The organism is Gemmatimonadales bacterium (genome assembly GCA_019637315.1).
Taxonomy (GTDB): domain Bacteria; phylum Gemmatimonadota; class Gemmatimonadetes; order Gemmatimonadales; family GWC2-71-9; genus SHZU01.
Genome location: JAHBVU010000009.1, coordinates 56,256 through 78,941 on the forward strand (window position 1 = coordinate 56,256; position 22,686 = coordinate 78,941).

General features: G+C 65.5%; 24 protein-coding genes and 1 tRNA gene. 2 read left to right on the forward strand and 23 right to left on the reverse strand.

Features of this window, described 5'->3' with window-relative positions; translation table 11 throughout:
- Positions 1-3: 3 nt before the first annotated feature.
- The 8 genes from KF785_10230 to gmd form a co-directional block, all read right to left on the reverse strand.
- Positions 4-1,290, reverse strand: a complete 1,287-nt coding sequence (locus KF785_10230; protein ID MBX3147133.1) for a nucleotide sugar dehydrogenase — start codon at positions 1,288-1,290, stop codon at positions 4-6.
- Between the two features lie 4 nt (positions 1,291-1,294).
- The gene (locus KF785_10235) at positions 1,295-2,305 is read right to left on the reverse strand and encodes a Gfo/Idh/MocA family oxidoreductase (protein MBX3147134.1); all 1,011 of its coding nucleotides are present in this window, start codon (positions 2,303-2,305) and stop codon (positions 1,295-1,297) included.
- Positions 2,302-3,417, reverse strand: a complete 1,116-nt coding sequence (locus KF785_10240) for a DegT/DnrJ/EryC1/StrS family aminotransferase (protein MBX3147135.1) — start codon at positions 3,415-3,417, stop codon at positions 2,302-2,304. The genes KF785_10235 and KF785_10240 overlap by 4 nt, the downstream gene beginning before the upstream one ends.
- A gap of 129 nt (positions 3,418-3,546) precedes the next feature.
- Complete coding sequence (locus KF785_10245; GenBank protein MBX3147136.1) at positions 3,547-4,128, reverse strand: N-acetyltransferase; 582 nt, start codon at positions 4,126-4,128, stop codon at positions 3,547-3,549.
- Complete coding sequence (gene murB / locus KF785_10250) at positions 4,121-5,104, reverse strand: UDP-N-acetylmuramate dehydrogenase (GenBank protein ID MBX3147137.1); 984 nt, start codon at positions 5,102-5,104, stop codon at positions 4,121-4,123. The genes KF785_10245 and murB overlap by 8 nt, the downstream gene beginning before the upstream one ends.
- Positions 5,101-8,373 (reverse strand): carbamoyl-phosphate synthase large subunit, encoded by a 3,273-nt coding sequence (carB, locus tag KF785_10255; GenBank protein MBX3147138.1) that lies wholly within the window; start codon positions 8,371-8,373, stop codon positions 5,101-5,103. Before carB ends, murB begins: the two co-directional genes overlap by 4 nt.
- Complete coding sequence (locus tag KF785_10260) at positions 8,357-9,298, reverse strand: GDP-mannose 4,6-dehydratase (protein ID MBX3147139.1); 942 nt, start codon at positions 9,296-9,298, stop codon at positions 8,357-8,359. The genes carB and KF785_10260 overlap by 17 nt, the downstream gene beginning before the upstream one ends.
- 8 nt (positions 9,299-9,306) lie before the next feature.
- Entirely contained in the window at positions 9,307-10,272 is a 966-nt protein-coding gene (gmd, locus tag KF785_10265) for a GDP-mannose 4,6-dehydratase (GenBank protein MBX3147140.1), read from the reverse strand.
- A 92-nt stretch (positions 10,273-10,364) separates the two neighbouring features.
- Between gmd and rpmB the strand changes: the two genes are divergently transcribed.
- Positions 10,365-10,580 (forward strand): 50S ribosomal protein L28, encoded by a 216-nt coding sequence (gene rpmB / locus KF785_10270; protein ID MBX3147141.1) that lies wholly within the window; start codon positions 10,365-10,367, stop codon positions 10,578-10,580.
- A gap of 122 nt (positions 10,581-10,702) precedes the next feature.
- Here rpmB and rplQ read toward each other — a convergent pair whose 3' ends face one another.
- From rplQ to smpB, 10 genes are all read right to left on the reverse strand, one after another.
- Positions 10,703-11,059, reverse strand: a complete 357-nt coding sequence (gene rplQ, locus KF785_10275) for a 50S ribosomal protein L17 (protein ID MBX3147142.1) — start codon at positions 11,057-11,059, stop codon at positions 10,703-10,705.
- A 3-nt stretch (positions 11,060-11,062) separates the two neighbouring features.
- Positions 11,063-12,106, reverse strand: coding sequence for a DNA-directed RNA polymerase subunit alpha (locus KF785_10280; protein MBX3147143.1), 1,044 nt, complete (start codon positions 12,104-12,106; stop codon positions 11,063-11,065).
- A gap of 48 nt (positions 12,107-12,154) precedes the next feature.
- Positions 12,155-12,619, reverse strand: coding sequence for a 30S ribosomal protein S11 (gene rpsK / locus KF785_10285; GenBank protein MBX3147144.1), 465 nt, complete (start codon positions 12,617-12,619; stop codon positions 12,155-12,157).
- Between the two features lie 3 nt (positions 12,620-12,622).
- On the reverse strand, positions 12,623-13,003 hold the full coding sequence (gene rpsM / locus KF785_10290; GenBank protein ID MBX3147145.1) for a 30S ribosomal protein S13: 381 nt from the start codon (positions 13,001-13,003) through the stop codon (positions 12,623-12,625).
- Between the two features lie 2 nt (positions 13,004-13,005).
- A complete protein-coding gene (gene rpmJ, locus KF785_10295; GenBank protein ID MBX3147146.1) occupies positions 13,006-13,122 on the reverse strand; it encodes a 50S ribosomal protein L36 in 117 nt (38 codons plus the stop codon).
- Positions 13,123-13,202: 80 nt separating this feature from the next.
- Positions 13,203-13,628, reverse strand: a complete 426-nt coding sequence (locus tag KF785_10300; protein MBX3147147.1) for a hypothetical protein — start codon at positions 13,626-13,628, stop codon at positions 13,203-13,205.
- Positions 13,625-14,302: an orotidine-5'-phosphate decarboxylase gene (gene pyrF / locus KF785_10305; protein ID MBX3147148.1), complete on the reverse strand. Its 678-nt coding sequence runs from the start codon at positions 14,300-14,302 to the stop codon at positions 13,625-13,627. The genes KF785_10300 and pyrF overlap by 4 nt, the downstream gene beginning before the upstream one ends.
- 24 nt (positions 14,303-14,326) lie before the next feature.
- Positions 14,327-15,211 (reverse strand): dihydroorotate dehydrogenase, encoded by an 885-nt coding sequence (locus KF785_10310; GenBank protein ID MBX3147149.1) that lies wholly within the window; start codon positions 15,209-15,211, stop codon positions 14,327-14,329.
- Positions 15,208-16,500, reverse strand: a complete 1,293-nt coding sequence (locus tag KF785_10315; protein MBX3147150.1) for an N-acetylmuramoyl-L-alanine amidase — start codon at positions 16,498-16,500, stop codon at positions 15,208-15,210. The genes KF785_10310 and KF785_10315 overlap by 4 nt, the downstream gene beginning before the upstream one ends.
- On the reverse strand, positions 16,497-16,982 hold the full coding sequence (gene smpB, locus KF785_10320) for an SsrA-binding protein SmpB (protein MBX3147151.1): 486 nt from the start codon (positions 16,980-16,982) through the stop codon (positions 16,497-16,499). The genes KF785_10315 and smpB overlap by 4 nt, the downstream gene beginning before the upstream one ends.
- 94 nt (positions 16,983-17,076) lie before the next feature.
- Between smpB and KF785_10325 the strand changes: the two genes are divergently transcribed.
- Positions 17,077-17,160, forward strand: a tRNA-Leu gene (locus KF785_10325).
- 95 nt (positions 17,161-17,255) lie between these two features.
- Here KF785_10325 and KF785_10330 read toward each other — a convergent pair.
- The 5 genes from KF785_10330 to KF785_10350 all read right to left on the reverse strand — a co-directional run bounded on the left by KF785_10330 (position 17,256) and on the right by KF785_10350 (position 22,631).
- Positions 17,256-18,863: a tetratricopeptide repeat protein gene (locus tag KF785_10330; GenBank protein ID MBX3147152.1), complete on the reverse strand. Its 1,608-nt coding sequence runs from the start codon at positions 18,861-18,863 to the stop codon at positions 17,256-17,258.
- Between the two features lie 90 nt (positions 18,864-18,953).
- Positions 18,954-20,000: a tetratricopeptide repeat protein gene (locus KF785_10335; GenBank protein MBX3147153.1), complete on the reverse strand. Its 1,047-nt coding sequence runs from the start codon at positions 19,998-20,000 to the stop codon at positions 18,954-18,956.
- 14 nt (positions 20,001-20,014) lie between these two features.
- Positions 20,015-20,602, reverse strand: a complete 588-nt coding sequence (locus KF785_10340; GenBank protein MBX3147154.1) for a hypothetical protein — start codon at positions 20,600-20,602, stop codon at positions 20,015-20,017.
- A gap of 405 nt (positions 20,603-21,007) precedes the next feature.
- The gene (gene moeB, locus KF785_10345; GenBank protein ID MBX3147155.1) at positions 21,008-22,135 is read right to left on the reverse strand and encodes a molybdopterin-synthase adenylyltransferase MoeB; all 1,128 of its coding nucleotides are present in this window, start codon (positions 22,133-22,135) and stop codon (positions 21,008-21,010) included.
- A gap of 31 nt (positions 22,136-22,166) precedes the next feature.
- Positions 22,167-22,631, reverse strand: coding sequence for an Rrf2 family transcriptional regulator (locus KF785_10350; protein ID MBX3147156.1), 465 nt, complete (start codon positions 22,629-22,631; stop codon positions 22,167-22,169).
- Positions 22,632-22,686 lie beyond the last annotated feature (55 nt).

Consider the following 22,686-nt stretch of genomic DNA (forward strand, 5'->3'; position numbering starts at 1 on the left):
CGGTTACGCCGTCTTGCCTTTGCGGAGAGCGTTCCGGGTATCGACGACGCGACGCGCCTCTCGGCGTACCAGGTCATAGTCGATGTTGCTGTGGTCCGTGACGATGACCACGCAATCGGCGGCTGCCAGCGACTCCTTGGTCAGCGGCACCGACACCGCCTCATGCCCGTCTTCGCTGAACGACGGCACATACGGATCATGGTAGCTGACCTTGGCGCCGCGGCCTTCCAGCAAGCGGATGATGTCGAGCGCCGGGCTCTCCCGGATGTCCTCTATGTCGCGCTTGTAGGCCACGCCGACGATCAGGATCGAGGAGCCCTTGAACGCTTTACCCGCGTCGTTGAGCGCCTCGTTGATCTTGCGCACCCAGAAGAGCGGCATCTCGGTATTGAGCTCACCGGCCAGGTCGATGAAGCGGGTCTTGTAGTTGAGCCCGCGCATCTTCCACGCGAGGTAGTGCGGATCGATCGGGATGCAGTGACCACCAAGCCCGGGGCCCGGCAGGAACTTCATGAAGCCGAACGGCTTGGTCGCCGCCGCCTCGATCACTTCCCAGACGTCGACGCCGAGCATGTCGCAGACAATGGCCATTTCGTTGGCCAGGCCGATGTTGACGCTCCGGAAAGTATTCTCGAGCAGTTTGACGAGCTCGGCAGCCTCCGTGGTCGAGACCTGCACCAGGGTGTCGATGGCCGGCTGATAGAGTTCCATCACCACCCGGCGACAGTCCTCGGTAATGCCGCCCACGACCTTGGGGGTGTTGCGGGTCTGATAGGTCGGATTACCCGGGTCGACCCGCTCGGGACTGAACGCCAGGAAGAAGTCCTTCCCCGCCTTGAGGCCGGTCGCCTCCAGCGCGGGAAGCATGATTTCCCGAGTCGTCCCGGGATAGGTCGTGCTCTCGAGGATGATCGCCTGCCCGGGACGCAAGACGGCTTTGACCGTCTCGGTCGCCGCAACGATGTAGCTCACGTCCGGATCTTTGAACTTGGACAAGGGGGTTGGCACGCAAATCGAGATCGCGTCGCACGCACCCAGGGCGCTGCCGTCGGTCGTCGCCGTGAAGCGGCCCTTGATCTCCGCCAAGTCCGCATCGCTGATGTCTTTGACGTGCGACTTGCCCGCATTCAGCGTGTCCACCACCCGCTGGCTGACGTCGAAGCCCACCACCCGAAAGCCCACTTTGGCCAGTTCCACGGCCAGCGGGAGCCCGACATACCCCAAGCCGACGATGCCAAACAGCGCCTCTCGGCTGCGAGCCTTCTCGACCAGCGTATCCGCCAACGACATCAGTTCATTCCTCCACAGAAACCGGTGCGCCCCCGCTCCCAAGCGAGCGAGTGGCCGCTTCCAACACCTGCACGACCCGAAGACCGTCGCGCGCATCTGCCCGCGTGGGCGCCTCGCCCCGGGCCACCTGCACGAAATGCGCGAGCTCGAGTGCCAGAGGTTCTGCCGTGGGAATCTTGGGAATCCAAATGTCCCCTTCCCGAACGGCCAGACTCTCCCCGTACGAGCCGTACTCCGGAGGTCGGTCGATTCCTTTGTCGTACAACCGAAGCTTTTCCCGCGGGGCCATGTCATCGAACACAGCCATCTGCTTCGAGCCGACGACCGTCAGCTTGCGTTCTTTGTGCGGATCGAGCCACGACAGGTGCGCGTGCGCAACCACCCCGGACCGGAACCGCATCACCATGAACACCACGTCCTCGATGCCCTGCTGCAGGTACGAGTGACCCTGCGCCGACACGGTCACGGGGGCCTCGCCCATCAGATAGAGCGCCACCGAGATGTCATGGGGCCCAAAGCTCCAGAGCGCGTTCTCGTCGGGCCGCACCTGGCCAAGATTGACCCGCTGCGAGTAGAGGTAGAAGACCTCACCAAGCGAGCCATCCTGCACCATCAGCTTGAGCCGGTCGATGACCGGGTGGAACTCGAGCAGGTGCCCGACCAGCGCCGGAACCCCCGCTCGCTCGCTCTCCGCGACGATGGCGGCGGCATCAGCCCCTGACAGCGCAAACGGCTTCTCGATCAAGACCGGCTTGCCGGCCCGAATCGCAGCGATCCCGAGTTCGGCGTGGGTACGCGCCGTCGACGCCACGACGACCGCATCGACCCGGTCGAGCAGCTCGGTCGCCGATGCCGTCACCAGCGCCCCGGGATACGTCTTGGCCATCCGAGCCCGAACCGCCTCAGACGTATCGCAGACAGCCGCGAGTTCGACCCCGGCCATCGTCGCCAGCGTTCGGACGTGGTTCCGACCCCAGGTCCCGGCCCCAATGACCCCGACTTTGAGGCGGCTCACCCGAAGTACTCCCGCACCGCCGTCACGACCCGATCCAGAGCCTCGTCACTCAGTTCGGGATAGACCGGCAGCGAGATAACCTCCCGCATGGCGGCTTCCGTATGCGGCAAGCTGCCCGCCTGGTATCCCAGGTGCGCGAAGCACGGCTGCAGATGCAATCCCACCGGGTAGTACACCGCACATCCGATGCCGCGCTCTTTCAGATGGGCCAGCAGCCCGTCCCGCCGGGGCACCCGAAGCGTGTACTGGTGGAAAATATGCTCGTTGGCCCCGTCGACCACGGGCGTCGCGATGGCCGGGTGCCCGGCAAACGCCGCCGAGTACCGGGCCGCCCGCCCCCGACGCCCCTCGCTCCAGGAAGCCAGGTGGGGCAGCTTGGCCAGCAGAACCGCGGCCTGGAGGGTGTCGAGCCGGCTATTGGTGCCGACCTCCTCATGGTGGTACTGCTTGGCCCCGCCGTGCAACCTGAGCTTCCGCAACCGGTCCGCCAAGGCATCGTCCTGGGTCACCATCAGACCGCCGTCGCCGTACCCGCCCAGATTCTTGCTCGGAAAGAAGGAAAAGGTCCCGCACCAGCCCAGCTCACCGGCCAGTCGCCAGGTGCCGTCGACGTTGCGACGGGCGCCAATGGCTTGCGCACCGTCCTCGAGCACCGGCAGATCATGTCGCGCGGCAACCGCCAGAATGCGTTCCATCGCGGCCATCTGACCGAACAGGTGCACCACGACGATGGCCCGAGTCCTGGGCGTAATGGCCGCCTCGATCGCCTCAGGATCGACGCAGTAGGTCACCGGGTCGATATCGACGAAGACCGGCGTTCCACCGGCGTTGTGAATCGCCCCGGCAGTAGCAAAGAACGTGAAGCTCGGCGCGATGACCTCGTCGCCAGGCTCGAGGCCAAGGCTCTTGAGCGGCAGCAGAATGGCATCGGTGCCGCTGGCGCACCCGATCCCGTGCCTGGCAGCCGACAGCGCGGCAACGGCCCGCTCGAGTTCACCAACTTCGCGGCCCATGATGAACTCCTGCCGCTCGATCACCGAAGCGACCGCGCGGTCGACCTCGTCCTTGATCGAGTGGTACTGCGCCTTCAGATCCAGCATCGGAACGGTCACGACGGCATCCTCACGAAAACGAAACGACCGGCACCGCCCTGGAGGGCAGCCCGCGGTCGTGAAGTGGCAATTCGAGCAAGCACCCTGCTCTGGGACGTATCAGGCATCCGGACCCGTAGCGTAGGGGGGCTAGACGGACGCGTCAACCGGGGCAAGGCAGCCGTCCTGCTCCCGGTAGCTCGTCCCGCACGACGGACAATCGGCCTTGCCGTCGACGACGGTAAGGCGAACACCGCACCGGCACATCCAGCCGACCCGGCGGGCCGGCACCCCGACCATCAGCGCATACGCCGGCACATCCCCCCGAACCACCGCCCCCGCACCGATGAACGCGTACTCACCAATCGTGTTGCCGCACACCACGGTCGCGTTGGCTCCGATGGTCGCCCCGCGGCGCACCAGCGTGCGACGGTACTCGTCCTTCCGGGATACATGGCTGCGCGGGTTGAGCACGTTGGTAAACACGCAACTCGGTCCGCAGAACACGTCGTCCTCGAGCTCGACGCCCTGGTAGATCGAAACGTTGTTCTGCACCTTGACGTTGTTACCCAGCCGGGTGCCGGGCATCACCACCACATTCTGGCCCAGATTGCAGCGCTCCCCGATGACCGCCCCCGGCATCACATGACTGAAATGCCAGACCTTGGTTCCGGCGCCGATGGTCGCTCCGTCATCGACGTAACTCGATTCATGCACGAAAACATCAGCCATGCGCACCTGCCGTGTCGAGCGGAAGATAATTCCCCGCTCTCCCAATCAATTTGACTTCCGGTTCGAGCCGAACCCCAAAGCGCTCGGCCACGGTATCCCGCGCCCGCCGTATCAAGGTGCGGACCTCCACCGCCGTGGCCCCGCCGGTGTTGACGAAATAGTTCGCGTGCATCGGCGACACTTCCGCGCCACCCTCACGGGCTCCCTTGAGCCCCGCGGCCTCGATCAGCTGCCCCGCCGTACGCAGCGGCGTACCGTCGGCGCCGGTTATCGAGGACCCGTCGGGATTCTTGAAGACGCTGCCGCAACAGGGCTGATTGAACGGAGTGCCCTTCTGGCGCCAGGCAAACAGGTCGGCGACCTGCTCGGACAGCAGCGCTGCGTCCGTCGGCACCAGGCGCACCGTGGTCTCCAGCACGACCCACCCTTCGAGACCGCTCCGACGGTAGGCAAAGGGAACCTCGCCCGCTGCAAAGACCCGGGTCGCACCCGTGCCGTCGACGGCCACGACCGTCTCGACCACATCGGACCACTGCCCGCCGTGACACCCGGCGTTCATGTACACCCCTCCACCTACCGTCCCCGGAACTCCCACCATCACGTGCAGGCCGCCGAAGCCAGCCTGCGCCGTTTTCCTGGCGGCCAGCGGAGCCGGGAGCCCGGCACCGAAGCGCCACCGCTCGCCCTCGCCCTCGGCGCGGTCGATGCCTTTGCCGAGACGGATGACGAGCGCATCCAGCCCCTCATCTGGAAAGAGCAGGTTGGAGCCGAGCCCCACGACGAACCAGGGTACCCCCTCACGATGCGCCACCCCGAGCGCAGCAACCACGTCCTCCGGATCGCTCGGCAGCAGCACGGTGGCCGGCCCGCCGATCCGATAGGTGGAGTACCGCGCCAACGACTCGTCCGATCGTACCTCGCCCCGCACCGCCTGACGCAGCGCCGCAACGAAGCCGGGGTCCCGCGCACCGATCACGCCTTGAGCTCCGCCGTGAAGCTCTGAGCCAACTCGTGCCACTCCTGCAGCGCCCGCACCTGACCGGTGCGGCTCCGCAGCGCGATGATCGCGTCCGACGCGGCCGCGGCCGCGGTCATCGTTGTGGTGTACGGCACCTTGTGCTGCAACGCCGTGCGGCGGAGCACGAGATCATCCCGATGGGTCAGCTTGCCGAGCGGGGTGTTGATCAGCAGCTGGACCTGCCCCGAGACAATCAGATCGACGGCGTTCGGCCGGCCTTCATGCACCTTCAGGGTTCGCTCGGCCGAGATCCCTCGCGCGCGCAGGTAGCGCGAGGTCCCTTCCGTCGCCAGGATCCGGAATCCCATCTCATGGAACCGCCGCGCAATCGGCACCACCGCCGGTTTATCGGGATCGTTGACCGTGATGAAGATCGCGCCACCCAGCGGCAGCCCGCCGTCAGCGCTGACCTGCGCCTTTGCAAAAGCCATCCCGAAAGAGTCGGCAATTCCCATGACCTCACCCGTCGACCGCATCTCCGGTCCGAGCACCAGGTCGACGCCTGCAAACTTGCTGAACGGAAAGACCGCCTCTTTGACCGAGACGTAGGGATGGAGCACGTCGTCCGTCACACCGAGGTCCTCGAGCGATCGCCCGGTCATGACCTGCGCAGCAAGACTTGCCAGCTGAACGCCCGTGGTCTTGGAGACGAAGGGTATCGTCCGCGAGGCCCGCGGGTTGACTTCCAGCACGTAGACGCGGTCGCCCTTGATGGCGTACTGCACGTTCATCAGCCCAACCACCCCCAGCTTGAGGGCAAACTGACGGGAGTACTCGCGCATCTGCTCGACCTGCGCCTCGGTAATCAGATACGGCGGCATCACACATGCCGAGTCGCCGGAGTGGACCCCGGCATCCTCGATGTGCTGCATCACGCCGCCGATGATGCACCGCTGCCCGTCGGACAAGGCATCGACGTCTGCCTCGAAGGCATCTTCCAGGAACTTGTCGATCAGCACCGGATGCCCCGGCGCCACCCGAATCGCCGCCGCAAAGAACTCCTCGAGCGATTGCGGATCATAGACGACCTGCATGGCCCGCCCACCCAGCACGTACGACGGACGCAGCAGGACCGGATACCCGACCCGCTCCGCTTCGATCAGCGCCTGGTCGAGCGAGAGAGCCGTCCCGTTCGGGGGCTGCTCCACCCCGAGTTCCCGCGCCAGCGCCTCGAAACGGCCGCGGTCCTCCGCCGCGTCGATCGCCTCCGGAGAGGTCCCCAGAATCGGAACGTTCTCAGCTTCGAGCCCGCGCGCCAGCCTGAGCGGCGTCTGTCCGCCGAACTGAACCACCACACCGAGCGGCTGCTCGAGGTGCACGATCTCGAGCACGTCTTCGAGCGTCAGCGGCTCGAAGTAGAGCGCATCCGACATGTCGAAGTCGGTCGAGACTGTTTCCGGGTTCGAGTTGACCATCACCGTCCGATAGCCCAGCTGCCGCAGCGCCATGACCGCGCGAACGCAGCAATAGTCGAACTCGACCCCCTGCCCGATCCGGTTGGGACCGCTGCCCAGGATGATGATGGTTTTGTCGCCGACGGCGCCCGCCTCGGTCTCCTCGTCATAGCACGAGTAGAGATAGGGCGTGGCCGACGGAAACTCACCTGCGCAGGTATCGACCATCTTGTAGACGGGCCTGACCCCCAGCGCCCAGCGGCGGTGGCGCATCTCGGTTTCGGACAGGCCGACCAGATCGGCCAGCTGACGATCGGAAAAGCCCATCCGTTTCATCCGCCGCACCAGGGCGCGGGCAGCCGGATCGGAGCCGCTCACCCCAGGCCACTCCGCGGCAAAACGCTGCTCCGCCTCGACCAGCTCACGGAACTGGTTGAGGAACCAGGGATCCATCCGCGAACACTCGGCAATCGTTTCCACCGACTCGCCCGTCAGGAACGCATGCTTGATCTGGAAGAAGCGCTCGGGCGTCGGCTTGCGCAGACCGGCCAGAATCGACTCACGACTGAGGTCGGCGAGCCGATCATCGGCCAGGGTCTCGCCGATGACCCAGCCTGACCGCCCGATCTCGAGGCCGCGGAAACCCTTCTGGAATGCCTCCTTGAAAGTGCGGCCGATCGCCATGACCTCGCCCACCGACTTCATCTGCGTCGTGAGCCCGGGGTCCGCCGCCGGGAACTTCTCGAACGCAAACCGCGGAATCTTGACGACCACGTAGTCGAGCACCGGCTCGAAGCTCGCCGGGGTCGTCTTGGTGATGTCGTTCGGCAGTTCATCGAGGGTATAGCCGACAGCCACCTTCGCACCGATCCGGGCAATCGGAAATCCGGTTGCCTTCGAAGCCAGCGCCGAGCTCCGGGACACCCGCGGGTTCATCTCGATCACCAGCTGCTCGCCGGTCGCCGGATCGACGGCAAACTGGACGTTGCAGCCGCCCGCCTCGACCCCGATTTCCCGGATGATGGCGCAGGCAGCATCGCGCATCACCTGGTACTCGCGATCCGAGAGCGTCATCGCTGGCGCCACCGTCACCGAGTCGCCCGTATGCACACCCATCGGATCGATATTCTCGATCGAGCAGACGATCACCACGTTATCGGCGCCGTCACGCATCACTTCGAGCTCGTACTCCTTCCAGCCGATGATGCTGCGCTCGACCAGCACCGACCCGACCGGGGAGGCCTCGAGGCCCCGTTTGAGCATGACTTCGAACTCTTCGCGGTTGTAGGCAATTCCGCCGCCGGTACCGCCCAGCGTAAATGAGGGACGGAGAATCGCCGGAAAGCCGGTTCGCTCGACCGAGGCAAGGCCGTCTTCAACCGTCTGAACCGTCATGCCCTCAGGCGTCGCCAGGCCGATCCGACGCATCGCCTTGGCAAACTCATCCCGGTCCTCCGCCACCCGGATCGCGCGCTCGTTGGCGCCGATCAGCTCGACACCGTACTTGGTGAGCACCCCAGAGCGGTACAGCTCCATTGCCACGTTGAGGCCGGTCTGTCCGCCCATGGTGGGCAGCAGCGCGTCGGGACGCTCCCGCGCGATGATCTTCTCGACCCACTCGGGAGTGACCGGTTCGATGTAGGTCCGATCCGCCACCTCCGGATCGGTCATAATCGTCGCGGGGTTCGAGTTGACCAGGATGACCCGGTATCCCTCTTCCTTGAGCGCGCGCGCCGCCTGCGTGCCGGAGTAGTCGAACTCGGCACCCTGCCCGATCACGATGGGGCCGGAGCCGATCAGGAGCACCGATGAGATGTCAGTCCGCTTGGGCATCGACCAAGTCCTTCAAAGTCTGTTCGAAAGGGATCGTCGGCCGCCACCCGGTGTCCCGGGACAGCTTGCCGGCATCGCCGATCAGGAAACGAATGTCATGAGCCCGGGTAAGGCCGGGGTCTGCCTCGGTCAACACGCGGCAACCGATCGCCGCCATCAACCGATCCACGATGTCGGCGAGCAATATGCCCTGACCGCTCGCCACGTTATAGGTCTCACCCGTCCGCCCCGCTTCCAAGAGGAGGCGGTAGGCCCGAGCCACGTCGCGGACGTCCAGCATGTCGCGTACCGGGTCCAGATTGCCGGTGTTGATCGCGGGAGCTCCGATCCGCCGCGCCGTCCGAATCCGGAGCGCCAGGGCAGGAACGACGTACTTGTCGCTCTGCCCTGGCCCGGTATGCGGAAAGGGCCGCGCCACCATCACGGGCAACCCGGTCCGCCGAGCCACCTCCCAGGCGGCAATCTCCCCGCCCAGCTTACTCGCGGCATATGGTGAGACCGGAGCCGGCGGGTCCGATTCGAGCCAGGGCCGAGCGGTCTCTGACTGGCCGTAGACCTCCCCCGTCGACACGATCAGCATACGGGGCAACGGGCGTCCATCCTCCCGCGGGCGGCCAAACGCCTCGGCCACTCGTGCCGTTCCGGCCGCGTTGACCGTCCAGGCATAGCCCGGGTCCTGCCGAGCGTCGGCGCCTGACGCCAAGGCCGCCAGGTGCAACACCGCATCGACGGGCCAACGTGCCAGCGCCGCAACAGAATCGGACGAGACCAGGTCGAAGTCGACCCATTGCACTCGCAATCGCTCCGACTCGTTGAGCTCACGCGACGGCCCTCCGCCGACACGCACGGCGCCAATCACATGGTGCCCGGCCGCCAGCAGGTCGCGAATCACCCAGCCGCCGGCGAAGCCATCGGCCCCCGTCACCAGCACCTTCACCGAGCAGCCGCCAGTCGTTCGAGATCGGCATCAACCATCATGCGCACCAGCTCCGCAAAGCTCACGGATGGCCGCCAGCCGAGTTCGAGGTTCGCCTTGGCCGGATCGGCAATCAGCAGATCGACCTCGGCCGGTCGCAGATGAGCGGGGTCGGTGACGACATGCTTGCGCCAGTCGAGGCCAGCATGCCCGAACGCCAACTCGACGAGATCCCGCACACTGTGGGTCACCCCGGTTCCGATCACGTAATCCTTTGGCTCGGGCTGCTGCAGCATCCGCCACATCGCGTCGACATAGTCGCCGGCAAAACCCCAGTCCCGCTTCGCGTCCAGGTTGCCGAGCTTGAGCTGCGTTGCCAGGCCGAGTTTGATCCGAGCCACTCCATCCGTGACTTTACGAGTCACGAACTCGATGCCACGACGCGGCGACTCATGATTGAACAGGATGCCGCTGACCGCGTACAGGCCGTACGACTCGCGGTAGTTCACCGTGATCCAGTGGCCGTACACCTTGGCCACCCCATACGGCGACCGAGGATAGAAGGGCGTGGTTTCCCGCTGCGGCGTCTCCAGCACCTTCCCGAACATCTCGGACGAACTGGCCTGATAAAACCTGGCCGTGGGACAGGCGAGACGCACCGCTTCGAGGATCCGCGTCACACCAAGCGCGGTGAACTCCCCGGTGAGCACCGGCTGGGAAAAAGACGTCGGGACGTAGGACTGGGCCGCCAGGTTGTACACCTCGTCTGGCATGACGTCCCGGATCACCTCGGTCAACGAGTGCTGGTCGAGCAGATCCGCTGTTACCACCCGGATCGAGTCGAGCAGCGGCTCGATCCGTTCATAACTGTGGTGACTGGTCCGCCGAACCACCCCGGTGACGTCGTACCCCTTCTCGAGCAGGAACTCTGCGAGATAGGACCCGTCCTGACCGGTGATTCCCGTGATCAGTGCTTTGGGCATTGCACCCCCTGTGTCCGCGCCGCGCGGACTTGCCTTGGAATAGTCTGCCTCATAGATTTGAGGGCTTGGTTAACTAGCGGAGAACGATCGCCATGGCACGGATTTGCACTGTCTGCGGCAAGGGACCAGCAACCGGCAATCATGTGAGCCACGCCAATAATCGGCGTAAACGGCGCTGGATGCCGAACCTTCAGACCGTCCGTGTGCTGGTGGACGGTGAGCCGAAGCGCGTCAAAGTGTGCACCGGCTGCATCCGCAGCAACAAGGTGCACCGGGCTCCTGTCAAGCAGGCCGCGGCCGTCGCCTGACCCAGGGCTGGCCGGTACGAGGGCGGTTCGCCCGCTCGCACCGGCCTTTGCATTACCAACCGACCGAAAAAAAGGGGACCCGAAGGTCCCCTTCTTCACGTCTACGGCGGACGTCAACGCCGTCACTCCGTCACCAACTCGATCCGCGCCGTGTCGGCACCATCACCGACCCGATGACCGAGCTTGAGGATCCGAGTGTAACCGCCGGGCCGAGCTGCGAAGCGCGGACCAATCTCGCTGAACAACCGCTTGAGCACGGCGCGGTCCTGAATCTTCCGCTCGGCCAGCCGAAGCGCATGGAGGTCGCCCCGCCGTGCGAGCGTGATCAGGCGCTCGGCATACGGCCGCAACTCTTTGGCCTTGGCAACCGTGGTGTCGATCGCATCATGCCGGAAGAGGCTGATGGCCATATTGCGGAGCAAGGCTTTCCGGTGCTCCGAAGTACGGGAGAGCTGTCTCCCCTTAGAACGATGTCGCATCTATCAACTCCCGTTGGCGGCGCCCATCGTCGGGGCCACCCCACTCTTGACGACCCGGAGGTCGCCGTCGACTTCCTCGAAACTCATCCCGAACTTGAGGCCTTCGCGCAGCAGGAGGTCGCCGATCTCTGCCACGGCCTTTTCCCCGACGTTCTTGACGTCGAGCAATTCCTTCTCGGAGTACTCGACCAGATCCTTGAGGGTCCGGATGTTCGAGTTCTTGAGCGAATTGAGGGTGCGGACCGTCAGGCCGAAATCGTCGATCAGCCGGCCCAGCTGCGCCGCGAGTCCGCCGAGCACCACAGCCGTCTCGGCCGCATAGCTGCGTGCGGCCGGAACCTTGCCGAACTCGACGAAGTGCCGGAAATGCTCCTGCGCCAAAGCGGCTGCGTAGGCAATCGCATCTTCCGGCGTGATGGTGCCGTCGGTCTCGACCATGACCGCCAGCCGATCGTAGTCGGTCCGCTGACCGACACGGGTTTCGCTGACGGTAAAGTTGGCCCGACGGACCGGATTGTAGATCGCGTCGATGCGCACCAAATCCACCGGGAAGGACCGGTCGGACGGATGCAACTCCGATTCGACGTACCCGCGCCCCTTGTTCACGTAGAGGTCGCAGCTGATCTCGCGATCATCCTGGATGGTAAAGAGCAAGTGGTCGGGATTGAGGATCCGCGTGTTGGCGTTCGGCTGAATGTCCCGAGCGTACACCGGTCCCTTGCCCTCGCGACGAATCCGGAGAATCGCCTCGTCGGTATCCTCGTCGAGCACCAGCGTCAGCGCCTTCAAGCGCTGCACGATCTGATGCACGTCTTCCAGAACTCCCTGCACCGTCTGGTGCTCGTGGACGACACCTTCGAGGCGGAAGCCCCAGACGGCCGACCCACGCAGCGACGACAGTAACATCCGCCGGAGCGCATTGCCCAGCGTATGGCCGAAACCCCGCTCCAGCGGCTGGAGCCGGAACTCGGCAACATTCGGGTTGTCCTCCCGGCGGGTCATTTCGACCACATGGGGCCGGACCAAACCGGTCAAATCAATCGACATATACCTTACCCCCTACCTTCGAGGAGCAGTGGCAACCAGGCAGCTGCGTTAGACCCGGCGCTTCTTCGGCGGACGGCAGCCGTTGTGCGGAATCGGCGTCACGTCCTTGATCGACACGACCCGGAGGCCAGCCGACGCCAACGCCTGTACCGCAGACTCACGCCCGCTTCCGGGACCCTGCACCAGCACGTGCACGCGCCGCACCCCAAGGTTCATGGCGTCACGGCCAACCGCCTCGGCAGCCACCGTGGCGGCAAACGGCGTGGACTTCTTGGAGCCCTTGAACCCCGCCTTGCCCGCAGTACCCCACGCGACCGTGTTGCCGCGCGAGTCGGTGATCGTGATGATGGTGTTATTGAACGTGGCAGAGACGTGGGCAACGCCCTCGGCCTCGACCACTTTCTTGCCGCGCTTGCCACCCTTGGCGACAGGCGCAACCTGCTTCTCGGCCGCCTTCTCGGCAGCGGGCGCCGCGGTCTCTGCCGCAGCCGTCGGAGTCTCGGGAGCTGTCATAGCTTACTTCTTCGTCGCCTTCTTCTTACCTGCGATGGCCCGACGCGGTCCCTTCTTGGTCCGCGCATTGGTATGCGTCCGCTGGCCGCGAAGCGGCAAGCCCCGGCGATGACGAGTGCCACGGTAGCTGCCCACGTCCATCAACCGCTTGATGTTCATGGCGATTTCGGTCCGCAGCGAACCTTCCACACGGACCGAGCGCTCGATCATCTGGCGAAGGCGGGCCACTTCGGCGTCCGAGAGATCACGGACCCGCGTGTCCGGACTGATGCCCGTTTCGCCAATCAGTCGCTGACTGGTGGGAAGCCCGATCCCAAAGATGTAGGTCAGCGCCGTTTCCACCCGCTTGTCACGCGGCAGGTCGACGCCAGCAATACGTGCCATGATTATCCCTGCCGCTGCTTGTGCTTGGGGTTGCGCTTGCACATGATCCGGATCACGCCCCGGCGGCGAACCACCTTGCAGTGCTCGCAGATTGGCTTGACACTCGAACGTACCTTCATCTTCCCTCTCAAAACGCCGGTTTCTGGGTAGCTTGTAAAGCTATCCCAGGGCATGAGTTATCGCAAGGTTTAGGGAAACGCTACGGAACCGGCGCCAGCGGGGCGATCCAGACCTCGGTAACCTGCCAGGAATTTTCCTCCCACCGGGCGCTGATCAGGATCCGATGGGTCTGCATTTCCGCCGTGCCGCGGACCCGGAACCGGCGGCGGAGTTCCAGGTAGCCGTGCCCCTGCTCCACCACCGCGGCACCCACGCCGACGATTTCCACATCATCGGTCCGACGCCCGAGCCCATGCAAGGCCGCCGAGGCAACCGCCCCCCGCACCAGGCCCCCCGCCGCCCGATCGGGCAGCTTGAGCCTGACCGCCCGGCGACTATTGATCAGCTCGTCGAAATCCCGACGCTCGAAGGCCGCCCGGGCCGTTTCCATCAGGTGGCCCAGGTCCGAAGGCTGCCCGCCACCACCGCCCAGCAGCCCCAGCAGCACGACAAGTAGCCAGGTCACGCCAGTTCCCCTACGAGATTCCTCCACGCCGCCCCCGGGTCAGCGGCCCGCAGCACCGGCCGGCCAACGACCAGATGGGTGCTTCCCGCCCGAACGGCCTCACCGACCGTGGCAACCCGCGCCTGATCGTCCCGCGGATCCGCCGCGCTCCGGATGCCGGGCGTTACCAGGATAGCCCCGGCACCCAGAATCCCTGCAGCACGAGTCACCTCCGCCGGCGACGACACCACCCCGTCGACCCCGGCCCGCCTGGCGCTCGTCACGAGCCGAGCCACCTCGTCCTCCACCACGATCGGGCGACCCAGCACCTCCCCAAACGACGCCCGATCGTGCGACGTCAGCACCGTGACGCCAACCACCGCGAGGCCAGCCCCTGCCTCCTCTTTGGCCGCGGCCATCATGGCCTCACCACCGAGGGTGTGCACGGTCACCATGTCCACGCCGAGTCGGCGAGCCTGCCGAACCGCGCCACGAACCGTGTTCGGGATGTCATGCCATTTGAGATCGAGAAAGACGCGATGACCTCGCGCTTTGACAGTCCGGACCAGCGTTGGCCCCTCGCTGGTAAAGAGCACCGAGCCGAGCTTGACCCAGGCGGTTTCGGGCAGCCGCTCGAGCAGAGCCAGCGCCGCAGCACCCTCATCGAGATCGAGCGCGAGAATCAGTTCCGCCACGAGATCCGCCTAGGTGAAGTGAGGTTAGGCCGCCCGCGGCCGGTGCCAGGAGCGGGCCAGTCGCTCCGGTAGTCGGGGGTCGGCGAGCGCCGCAGTGCCCACGCCCACCAGATTGGCTCCTGCTCCAAGATATTGATGAACATGCTCGACCGTCCGGACGCCACCCAGGCCGATGATCGGCGTCTCCGGGAGTCGGCGGCGAACCCGGCTCACCGCCAGGAGCCCGATCGGCAGCAGAGCCGGCCCGCTGACACCGCCGTTGCCGTTGCCGAGCCGCGGATGACCGCCCTCATAGATCAGACCGGGCATGGTATTGACGAGCGTGATTCCGTCGGCGCCGGCGTCGACCGCGGCCGCCGCCATCCCGGGAATATCAGGCAGCGCTGGCGACAGCTTCGCAAGCAGTGGGCGCCTCGTCACGGCACGGCAGCCGGCAACGATCCGGCTGACCGCCGCAGGATCAGCCCCGAACTCGATCCCGCCTGCGGAGGTGTTCGGACACGACAAGTTGAGCTCGTAGCCTGCCATCCCGCCAAGCGAATCGAGTCCAGCCACCACGCGGGCATACTCGTCTTCGGTAAAGCCCACCACGTTGACGAAGAACCGGGCCCGCTCGAGGTTCCGGATCAGCCAGGGCAGCTCCGCATCCGCCACCTGGGCCAGCCCCGGATTGGCGAGCCCGATCGAATTGATCATCCCGCCGGGAAACTCACCGACCCGGGGAGACCGGTTGCCGGCGCGCGGGTCGACAGAAACCGCCTTGGAAACGATTCCGCCCAATGACTCGAGATCGATCGTCTCCGCCAGTTCGCGACCGAAACCCGCTGTGCCTGCAGCGAGAATGATGGGATTTTGAAAGGTAGTGCCGAAGAGGGCAATCGACTCGACGGCGGCGCCCGCGATCGTCACTCCCGTGCGCCCGAGCTGCCGACGGCCACCGAGCCAACCCGCCGTTGATACTCGAGGAGATACGCCACCACCGCGTCCGCAATCGACTGAGCGAGGTTTCGTTGTCCGACCCTCGTCGTCATCAGTCGGGCGTCCTCCCGGTTGGTGCTGAACCCGAGTTCGACCAGCACCGCCGGTCGGCGCGCCGTCGTCAGCACCATCAGCCCCGCCTGCTTGACGCCGCGATTCGGCCCGTCATGCACCTCGGCCAGATGGGATTGCATCAACTCGGCGAGACGGGCGGATTCCCGCAGATGCTCGTTGAGCTGAAGGTCTTTCAGAATAAAGTCGAGCCCGCCGATCGACGGACCATCGCTGGATGTCTCGAACCGAACCGCCTCGTTTTCCATCCGAGCCACCCGGGCCGCATCTTCGGTCTTGGCATCGGCGAGGTAGAAGGTTTCGAAGCCGCGGGCGTTCTGGTAGCCCGGACGTCGAGGCAGCGAGTTGACGTGCAAGCTGACGAACAGGTTGCACCGATCAGAGCAGTATGCGCCCCGATGCCGGAGATCGATCAGCGTATCGGTGGTCCGCGTCATGATGACGCCGACTCCGCGCTTCTGCAGCTCCTCCCGAAGCAGCAGACCGACCTGGAGGACGACGTCCTTTTCCTTGAGACCGCGCGGGAAAAAGAGGCCCGGGTTGCCCGGATCCACGCCGCCGTGCCCCGGATCGATCGCAACGACCTGACCCCGCAGCAAACCATTCGGCAGGTAGCGTGCGTCACCGCCGGCAGAAACGGCCGCCGTCGCGGGCGTCGAAGATGGCGTCGGCACCGGCGGGGACGACCCGCGCACCGGCGCACTCCGCTGTGCCACCGCTGGCGGAGTCGCAAGGTCTTCGAGGCGCGCGGCCCCGGCGGTGTACCGATAGCGCGTCTTGAGCTCAGCTGGAAGGACGTGGGTCACGAAGTGTATCGGCAGGAAGAGCGTGTCGCGCCGCACGACGGCGGTTCCGACCAAGGGCTTCACCACCGGCCCGACCGTGTAGTATGGCGCACCGATGAGCAACCGAAACGGTTGCCTGCCGACTTCGACTTCAGCCCAGGCGCCGGAAACCCGCACCTTGCCGTCGAGCCAGGCAATTAGTGAATTCGCCGCGACGACCGGACCGGCGGCCGGATCCGACCGGACCGAGATCTTGGCTTCGCCCCGGGCGGTAGCCACGATCAACGCCATCGGCGCTGCCGGCCCCGACGGCGCAACGGCAAGCCCGGTGGCGGCCAGCCAAACCAGCGCCCCGAGTGTCATTCCCGCCCTTTGTAGCCGCGCGCCATCTCGCGATCGGCAATGCGGCGCTTCAGGTCTTCCCGACGATCGTGCACTTTCTTCCCCTTACCTAGCGCTAGCGCCACCTTGGCGCGGCCCCCCGAGAAATACAACTCGAGCGGCACCAGGGTACAGCCTTTCTGTTCAGTCGCCCCGATCAAACGCTCGATCTCGTGACGGTGCATCAGCAGCTTCCTGGTCCGAACCGGCACGTGGTTGTACCGGTTGCCCTGCTCGTACGGTGTGATGTGCATGCCCTCAAGCCACACCTCGCCGTTTCGGACCACCCCGAAGGCCTCCTTGATCGAGGCCTTGCCCTGCCGGAGGCTCTTGACCTCGGTCCCGGACAGCACGATACCCGCCTCGTGCGTTTCCAGGATGTGATAGTCGTGTGTGGCCCGCGGATTCCGTGCCACCGAGAGCCGCCCCTCCGCCTGCTTTGCTGCCGTGGCACCCTTGGCCATAAACCTCTCTCCTGTTTGAAGATAGGAAGGGTGTCGGGCTGGTGCAACGCATGACTTGCCTTAACTGCTTGGCTCCTCTAGGTTTGCGTTCCGCGCCGAAGTGGTGGAATTGGTAGACGCGCTGCGTTCAGGGCGCAGTGGGTGCAAACCCGTGGGGGTTCGAGTCCCCCCTTCGGCATGGCAGGAATAGGCATGCAGTGGGCCCGCCCACTCCGATCGACCGACGCGCCAGGGCACTCTAGGTTCCCTGGCGCGTTCGCTTGGCCCCCCGGATCAGGCGCCGGACTCGGACACCGGCTCCTGACGTCGCGCCGGATCGACCGGCGTGGCGGCGGGCACGGAAGCCTGAAACGCCGCGTACACCTCGGGCCGCCACCAGTGACGGCTCTCTGCCATGATGCCGAGCGCCCGGTCGAGGTCCATCGCAGCCCGGTAGCTGCGCGTCGTGGTCAGCGCATCCCAGACATCGACGACACAAATGATCTGCGCACTGAGGGGGATGGCATCGCCCGCTAGCTGATCGGGGTATCCCGTTCCATCGAGCTTTTCGTGGTGCCAGCGAATCACCGGCTTGAGCTCCCAGGGAAACTCCACCTCGATGAGCAGTTCCTCGCCCCACTCCGGGTGGCGCTTGATCACCGCAAACTCCTCGTCGGTCAGGCGGCCCGGTTTGCTGAGGATTTCATGCGGAACCCGAACCTTGCCGAGGTCATGCAGGTAGGCCCCGAGCTGAACCGTCCGGGTGGCCATCTCATCCGCACCAAGCGCAGTTGCCACTAGGACGCCGAACCGGGCCACCCGCTCACAATGACCGAAGGTGTAACTGTCGGCCGACTCGATCGAGCCACCCCAGTCCCGCACCACGGCCAGGTAGGTGTCCTCGAGCGTCCGTACCTTCTGGGCAATGTCGACCAGCTCGCGGCGGGCGTCGAGCCGGGTAAAGAGCCGGTGGGCCCGGGTCAGTCCACGCAGGGCCTCCTGGTTGCGACCCAGGTCGTGATACAGGAGCGAGAGCTCGCGCACCGCCGCGGCCTCCGCCAATGACGATCCGGTTCGTTCGCTCAGCGCCACCGCATCGACCAGCCGGGCCTGCGCCAGCTGGCGCTGGCCCATCAGACGGTACGCCGCTCCCACCACCCGATACGCGTCGGCCTTGTCGAGCTCGGACCCAAGCCCGGTAAAGACTTGGAGAGCCGCGTTGGCCTCTCGGAGCGCGACGTCGCCCTGACCCCGGGCAATCTGAACTTCCGCTGCATTGAGCTGAACCGATGCACCAAGCCGCACGTCGCCAATTCGCTCAGCCAGGGCCCGCGCCTGTCGGTAGTAATCGTCCGCACGGTCCCAGTCGCCATGATCTGCAGTGACGATGCCGAGGTTGTGGTACGCGATGGCGCAGCTCGGGTCGTCACCCGCGGCGACGAACTCGTCGAGTGAGCGGCGATAGTGATCGGTGGCAGCCACCCAGTCGCCTTTGACGTTGGCAATGATGCCGCGATTCTGGGCCACCCGACCGGCCAGGAGTCGATCGGCCGCGCCCAAGGCGCCCGCCTGCCCGTAGAGCGCCTCCGCCGCATCCAGCTCTCCCCGCTCGAGCGCAAAACCGGCGAGTACGTTGAGCGCCTCGGCGGCGCGAATCGGATCCCCCGCCCCGCTCGCCACGGCGTGACTATGCTGCGCCAGGGTGTGGGCCTCGTCAGGCTGATTGGCAAAGTGAGCCAATACTGCCAGTCGTCGGAGCGCGATGGCGTGCGATGCTGCATCACCCGCAGACTCGGCGGTCCGGATGGTGCGTCGATACAATGCTGCTGCGCCGGGAAAGTCACCGGCGCGTTCTCGCTCCACCGCCTCGCCAAGCAACCGCTCGGGAGCCGGGGTAGGCATCAGTGGCACGGGGGGCAGAGCAGAACCGGTCATAGGCGCGCCGGTGTACAGCAATGGCGGGGCCAAGCCCTCGCCAGGGCGGCGTAAGGATCAGACCAGGTCGGACAACCGCCGACTGACTTCCGCGACTTCCTGAAGCGCGCCGAGCCGTTCGAACAGCGCGACCGACTCCTCCAGCGCCTGGTAGGCTTCGTCGACCCGCCCCTGCGCCGCGCGGAGATAGCCGAGTTCACGCCACGCCTCGGCCTCGGTCAGTGGGGTTTCCGCATCGATGGCGAGCTGAATCGCCGCTGTCAGGTGAACGAGCGCCCGTTCTGGCTGTCCGGTGTGCCCGCAAATGGCGCCCAGCACCCGTCGGCAATCCGCTTCCTCGACCACAGACTCCAGGGCAACGAAGATGGTCCGGGCCCCTTCGACATCGTGCTCGGCGTGCGCATAGGACTGGCGCTCGACCAGGATCTCGCCCCGATTGAGCAGGCAGAGAGCTTCGAGTCGCCGGTCGCGCAGCAAGCGGGCTAGCGCCATCGCTTCCGAGAAGTACTGCTCGGCCCTGGCATAGTCGCGGTGATCCGCGCTGATCATGCCGAGGTTGTGGCAGGCCATCGCCTCGCCCCGCCAGTCGCCGAGCCTGCGGTAGATCTCAAGCGCGCGCCGGTAGTGCGATTCGGCCAGACCCCAGTCGCCCTGCACGTTGGCGACGATGCCCAGGTTCTGCTCGATCTTGGCGCGCAGGTCCTCTCGATGCGCAGCAAGCAGTAGCGCGTCGGCAAACAGCTTCCGCGCGTCATCCAGCTCGCCCCGTTCGAGGCTCAGTCCCGCCAGAACATTGAGGGTCTGCGCTTCGGTGGCCCGATCCGGCGCCGATCGCGCCGCCGCCAGGCTCCGCAGCCCCGCCTGCCTGGCCGCTTCCGGCTGTCCCTGGTGGTGCTTGATGACGGCAAACCGGCTCAGGGCTTCGGCTTCGATGTCAGCGACCGCCGCGGATCGGGCCCACTCAGCGGCGGTCAGGTAACCTTGCTCTGCGTCTCCTGTCCTGCCGCCGCGTTCATCCTCGGCGGCGCGCTCGAGACACCACTTCGCTCGCGCTGCCGGAGCGGCTGGAAGCCGCTCCGATTCATCCGGTTGTAAGGGTGACATCGGTCGATTGCCGTTTACCAGGCAATCGCGTACCGCGAGAAGTGGTCGATCTCAGCCGAGACTTTGTTGGTCAGCTGGTTGTCGACCGACGTCGGCGCTTCGAGCTGCTGGAACGTCTCGCTGACGTAGAGGATCCGAACCGGCTTCGGCGTCTGCAGCGCGAGCAGGCAGTTGGAGTAGCCCATCGTCAGCGTGGCCGACTTCGCAAACTGGAGCCCGTGCGGAGAGAACCGCACCGAGTTGACGGTGTCGGACACCTGGTGCATCGTGATCGTCTTGGCCTGCGTCAGGGCGCCGGCCGGAATCGTCAGGGTGTACTGTCCGACGGAAACCGTTCCGCCCTGCGGACCAATCGTCTTGGTCGTTACCGAGTTCTGCAGCGGGGTGCAGGCGACCAAGCCGGTGAGCAGGTTGTTGACGGTATTGAGCGTGTTGTTTACGGTGTTGCCGAGGCCGTTGACGACCTTACCCAGGCCGAGCAGGTGGTTCGGAGTGGACTCGACAACCGGTTCCGGCGCGAGCATGTCGTTGGAGCAACCGACCGTCGCGGCCGTAGCCAAGGCGATCAGGGTCGAGCGGAGCGAACGAAGTGAAGCAGACATCGTGGTGCGCCTCGGATTGTAGGTTATCGACTTGCGACGGTACCGCGAGCTGGGTCGCTGCTCGCCACGGCTGCGTCTGGTTCGACCCGATCACTGTGATCGGACGCAGGGGTCGCGTTACCCCCTCGAAAAGCAAGTGGGGTGCCACTCCGGGTCGGCCGCTCCCGGCCAAAGTGCCGGGATAACTGCAAAGAACAGCACGCTTTCCTGCTGCTCCCTGGAAAACCCGTACTATCCGGCCACCCACGCCGACCGGGTGTCCAAAAAGCGAACAGAAAGGTGTCAAAGGCTTGAACTGGAAGTGCAGCAACGATCACGAGGCAACGGACTACAGTGTCGGGGTACTGCAGCAGCGAACCAGCCGATAAGCACAGTGCGTGAACCGATTTTCGGCCACCTGGCTGATCAGTATCGAGGCAAGCTGGCGTCGACCTCGGTAGACCAGGCGTCGACCCCACCCCGGAGGCTCCTGGCCTCAAAGCCGGCACCGGCCAGCAGGGATTGAGCTGCCAACGAGCGCTGACCGCGGTGGCAGACGGTGACGTAGAGCCGGCGCGGATCCAAGCCCGCCAAGTGTCCCGGCAGCTGGTTCAATGGAATCAGGCGAGAGCCCGGAATGACGCCGATGGCCGTTTCCCACGGCTCACGAACGTCCACCAGTTCGAGCGGCACCCCCGAATCGATCCAGGCGGCCAGCTCCGCCGGGGCAACCTCGGCACCGCTGGCGTCTCGGGCAGCGACCCCGCAGAAGGCCTCGTAATCGATCAGCCTGGTTACGCTCGGCTCGTTGCCGCACACCGCGCACGACGGATCCCGTCGGAGGGCAATCTCCCGAGTGCGGGCGGCGAGCCCGTCATACAAGAGGAGACGTCCGATCAGCGGCTCGCCGATTCCAAGGACCAGCTTGAGGACCTCAGTGGCCTGAAGCGTCCCGACCACGCCGGGGAGCACACCAAGCACACCCGCCTCAGCGCAATTGGGAACCAGATCGGGCGGAGGTGGTTCGGAAAACAGACAGCGGTAACAGGGTCCCCCAGGCGCCCCAAAGACCGAGACCTGCCCCTCGAAGCGCAGGATGCTGCCGTAGACGAACGGCTTTCCCCCCAGGATACAGGCGTCGTTCACGAGGTACCTGGTCGGGAAGTTGTCGCTCCCGTCCAGCACCACATCGTAGCCGCTGATCAGGTCAGCCGCGTTGCCGGATGACAGTCGAACGGGGTGAAGTTCGAGCCTCGTCGTCGGATTGAGATCCGTGAGGCGATCGGCGGCCGATTCGAGCTTGGAGCGGCCAATCGCCCCGGTTCCGTGGATAATCTGGCGCTGCAGGTTGGTGAGATCGACCTGGTCGGCATCGACCAGGCCCAGCGTTCCGACCCCGGCCGCAGCCAGGTACAACGCCGCCGGTGAACCCAAACCGCCTACGCCGACAACGAGGACTCGAGCCGCCCGCAGCTTCTCCTGGCCGGCAACACCAACGCCCGGCAAGGTGAGGTGCCGGGCATAGCGGATCAGATCTGCTGCAGGATTCGACATGGACGAACCCGATACCACGGGGGTTCGGGAGCTACGAGTTGCCGGCGCTCGACGTGAGGGAAACGAACTCCGGCGTCGGCTCGTCGCGGAGGAGGTCCGCCAGGGTGACACTGCCGAGAAACTCGTCGATCCGAACCTGGAGCGCCTGCCAGACGGGTCGAATCGAACAGCCGCTCGTCGGCGAACAGCGCTCGGAGTCGACGGGATGGGTGGCACAATTCATTTCGAACGTCTGGTGCTCAGACGCAGCCATCACGTCACGGACCGTAATGGTCGCGGCCTCACGAGCCAGGAAGTAGCCGCCCCGGGCGCCTCGAACGCTCTCGACGATTCCCGCTCGGCGGAGCCGCAAGAGGATCTGCTCGACGTAGTCGGCCGGCAGCCGCTCGATCTCCGCCAATTCCCGGGCGGCAACGGGCGAACTGCCCCGACCACCCCGTTTGGCAAGATGGATCGAGATGATCAGGCTGTATTCCGTCCACGTGGTGATCCGCATCGTCGCAATCTAGCCCCGTCCGGAAGGGAGAGCCACCCGCGGGCAAGCGGCCTGC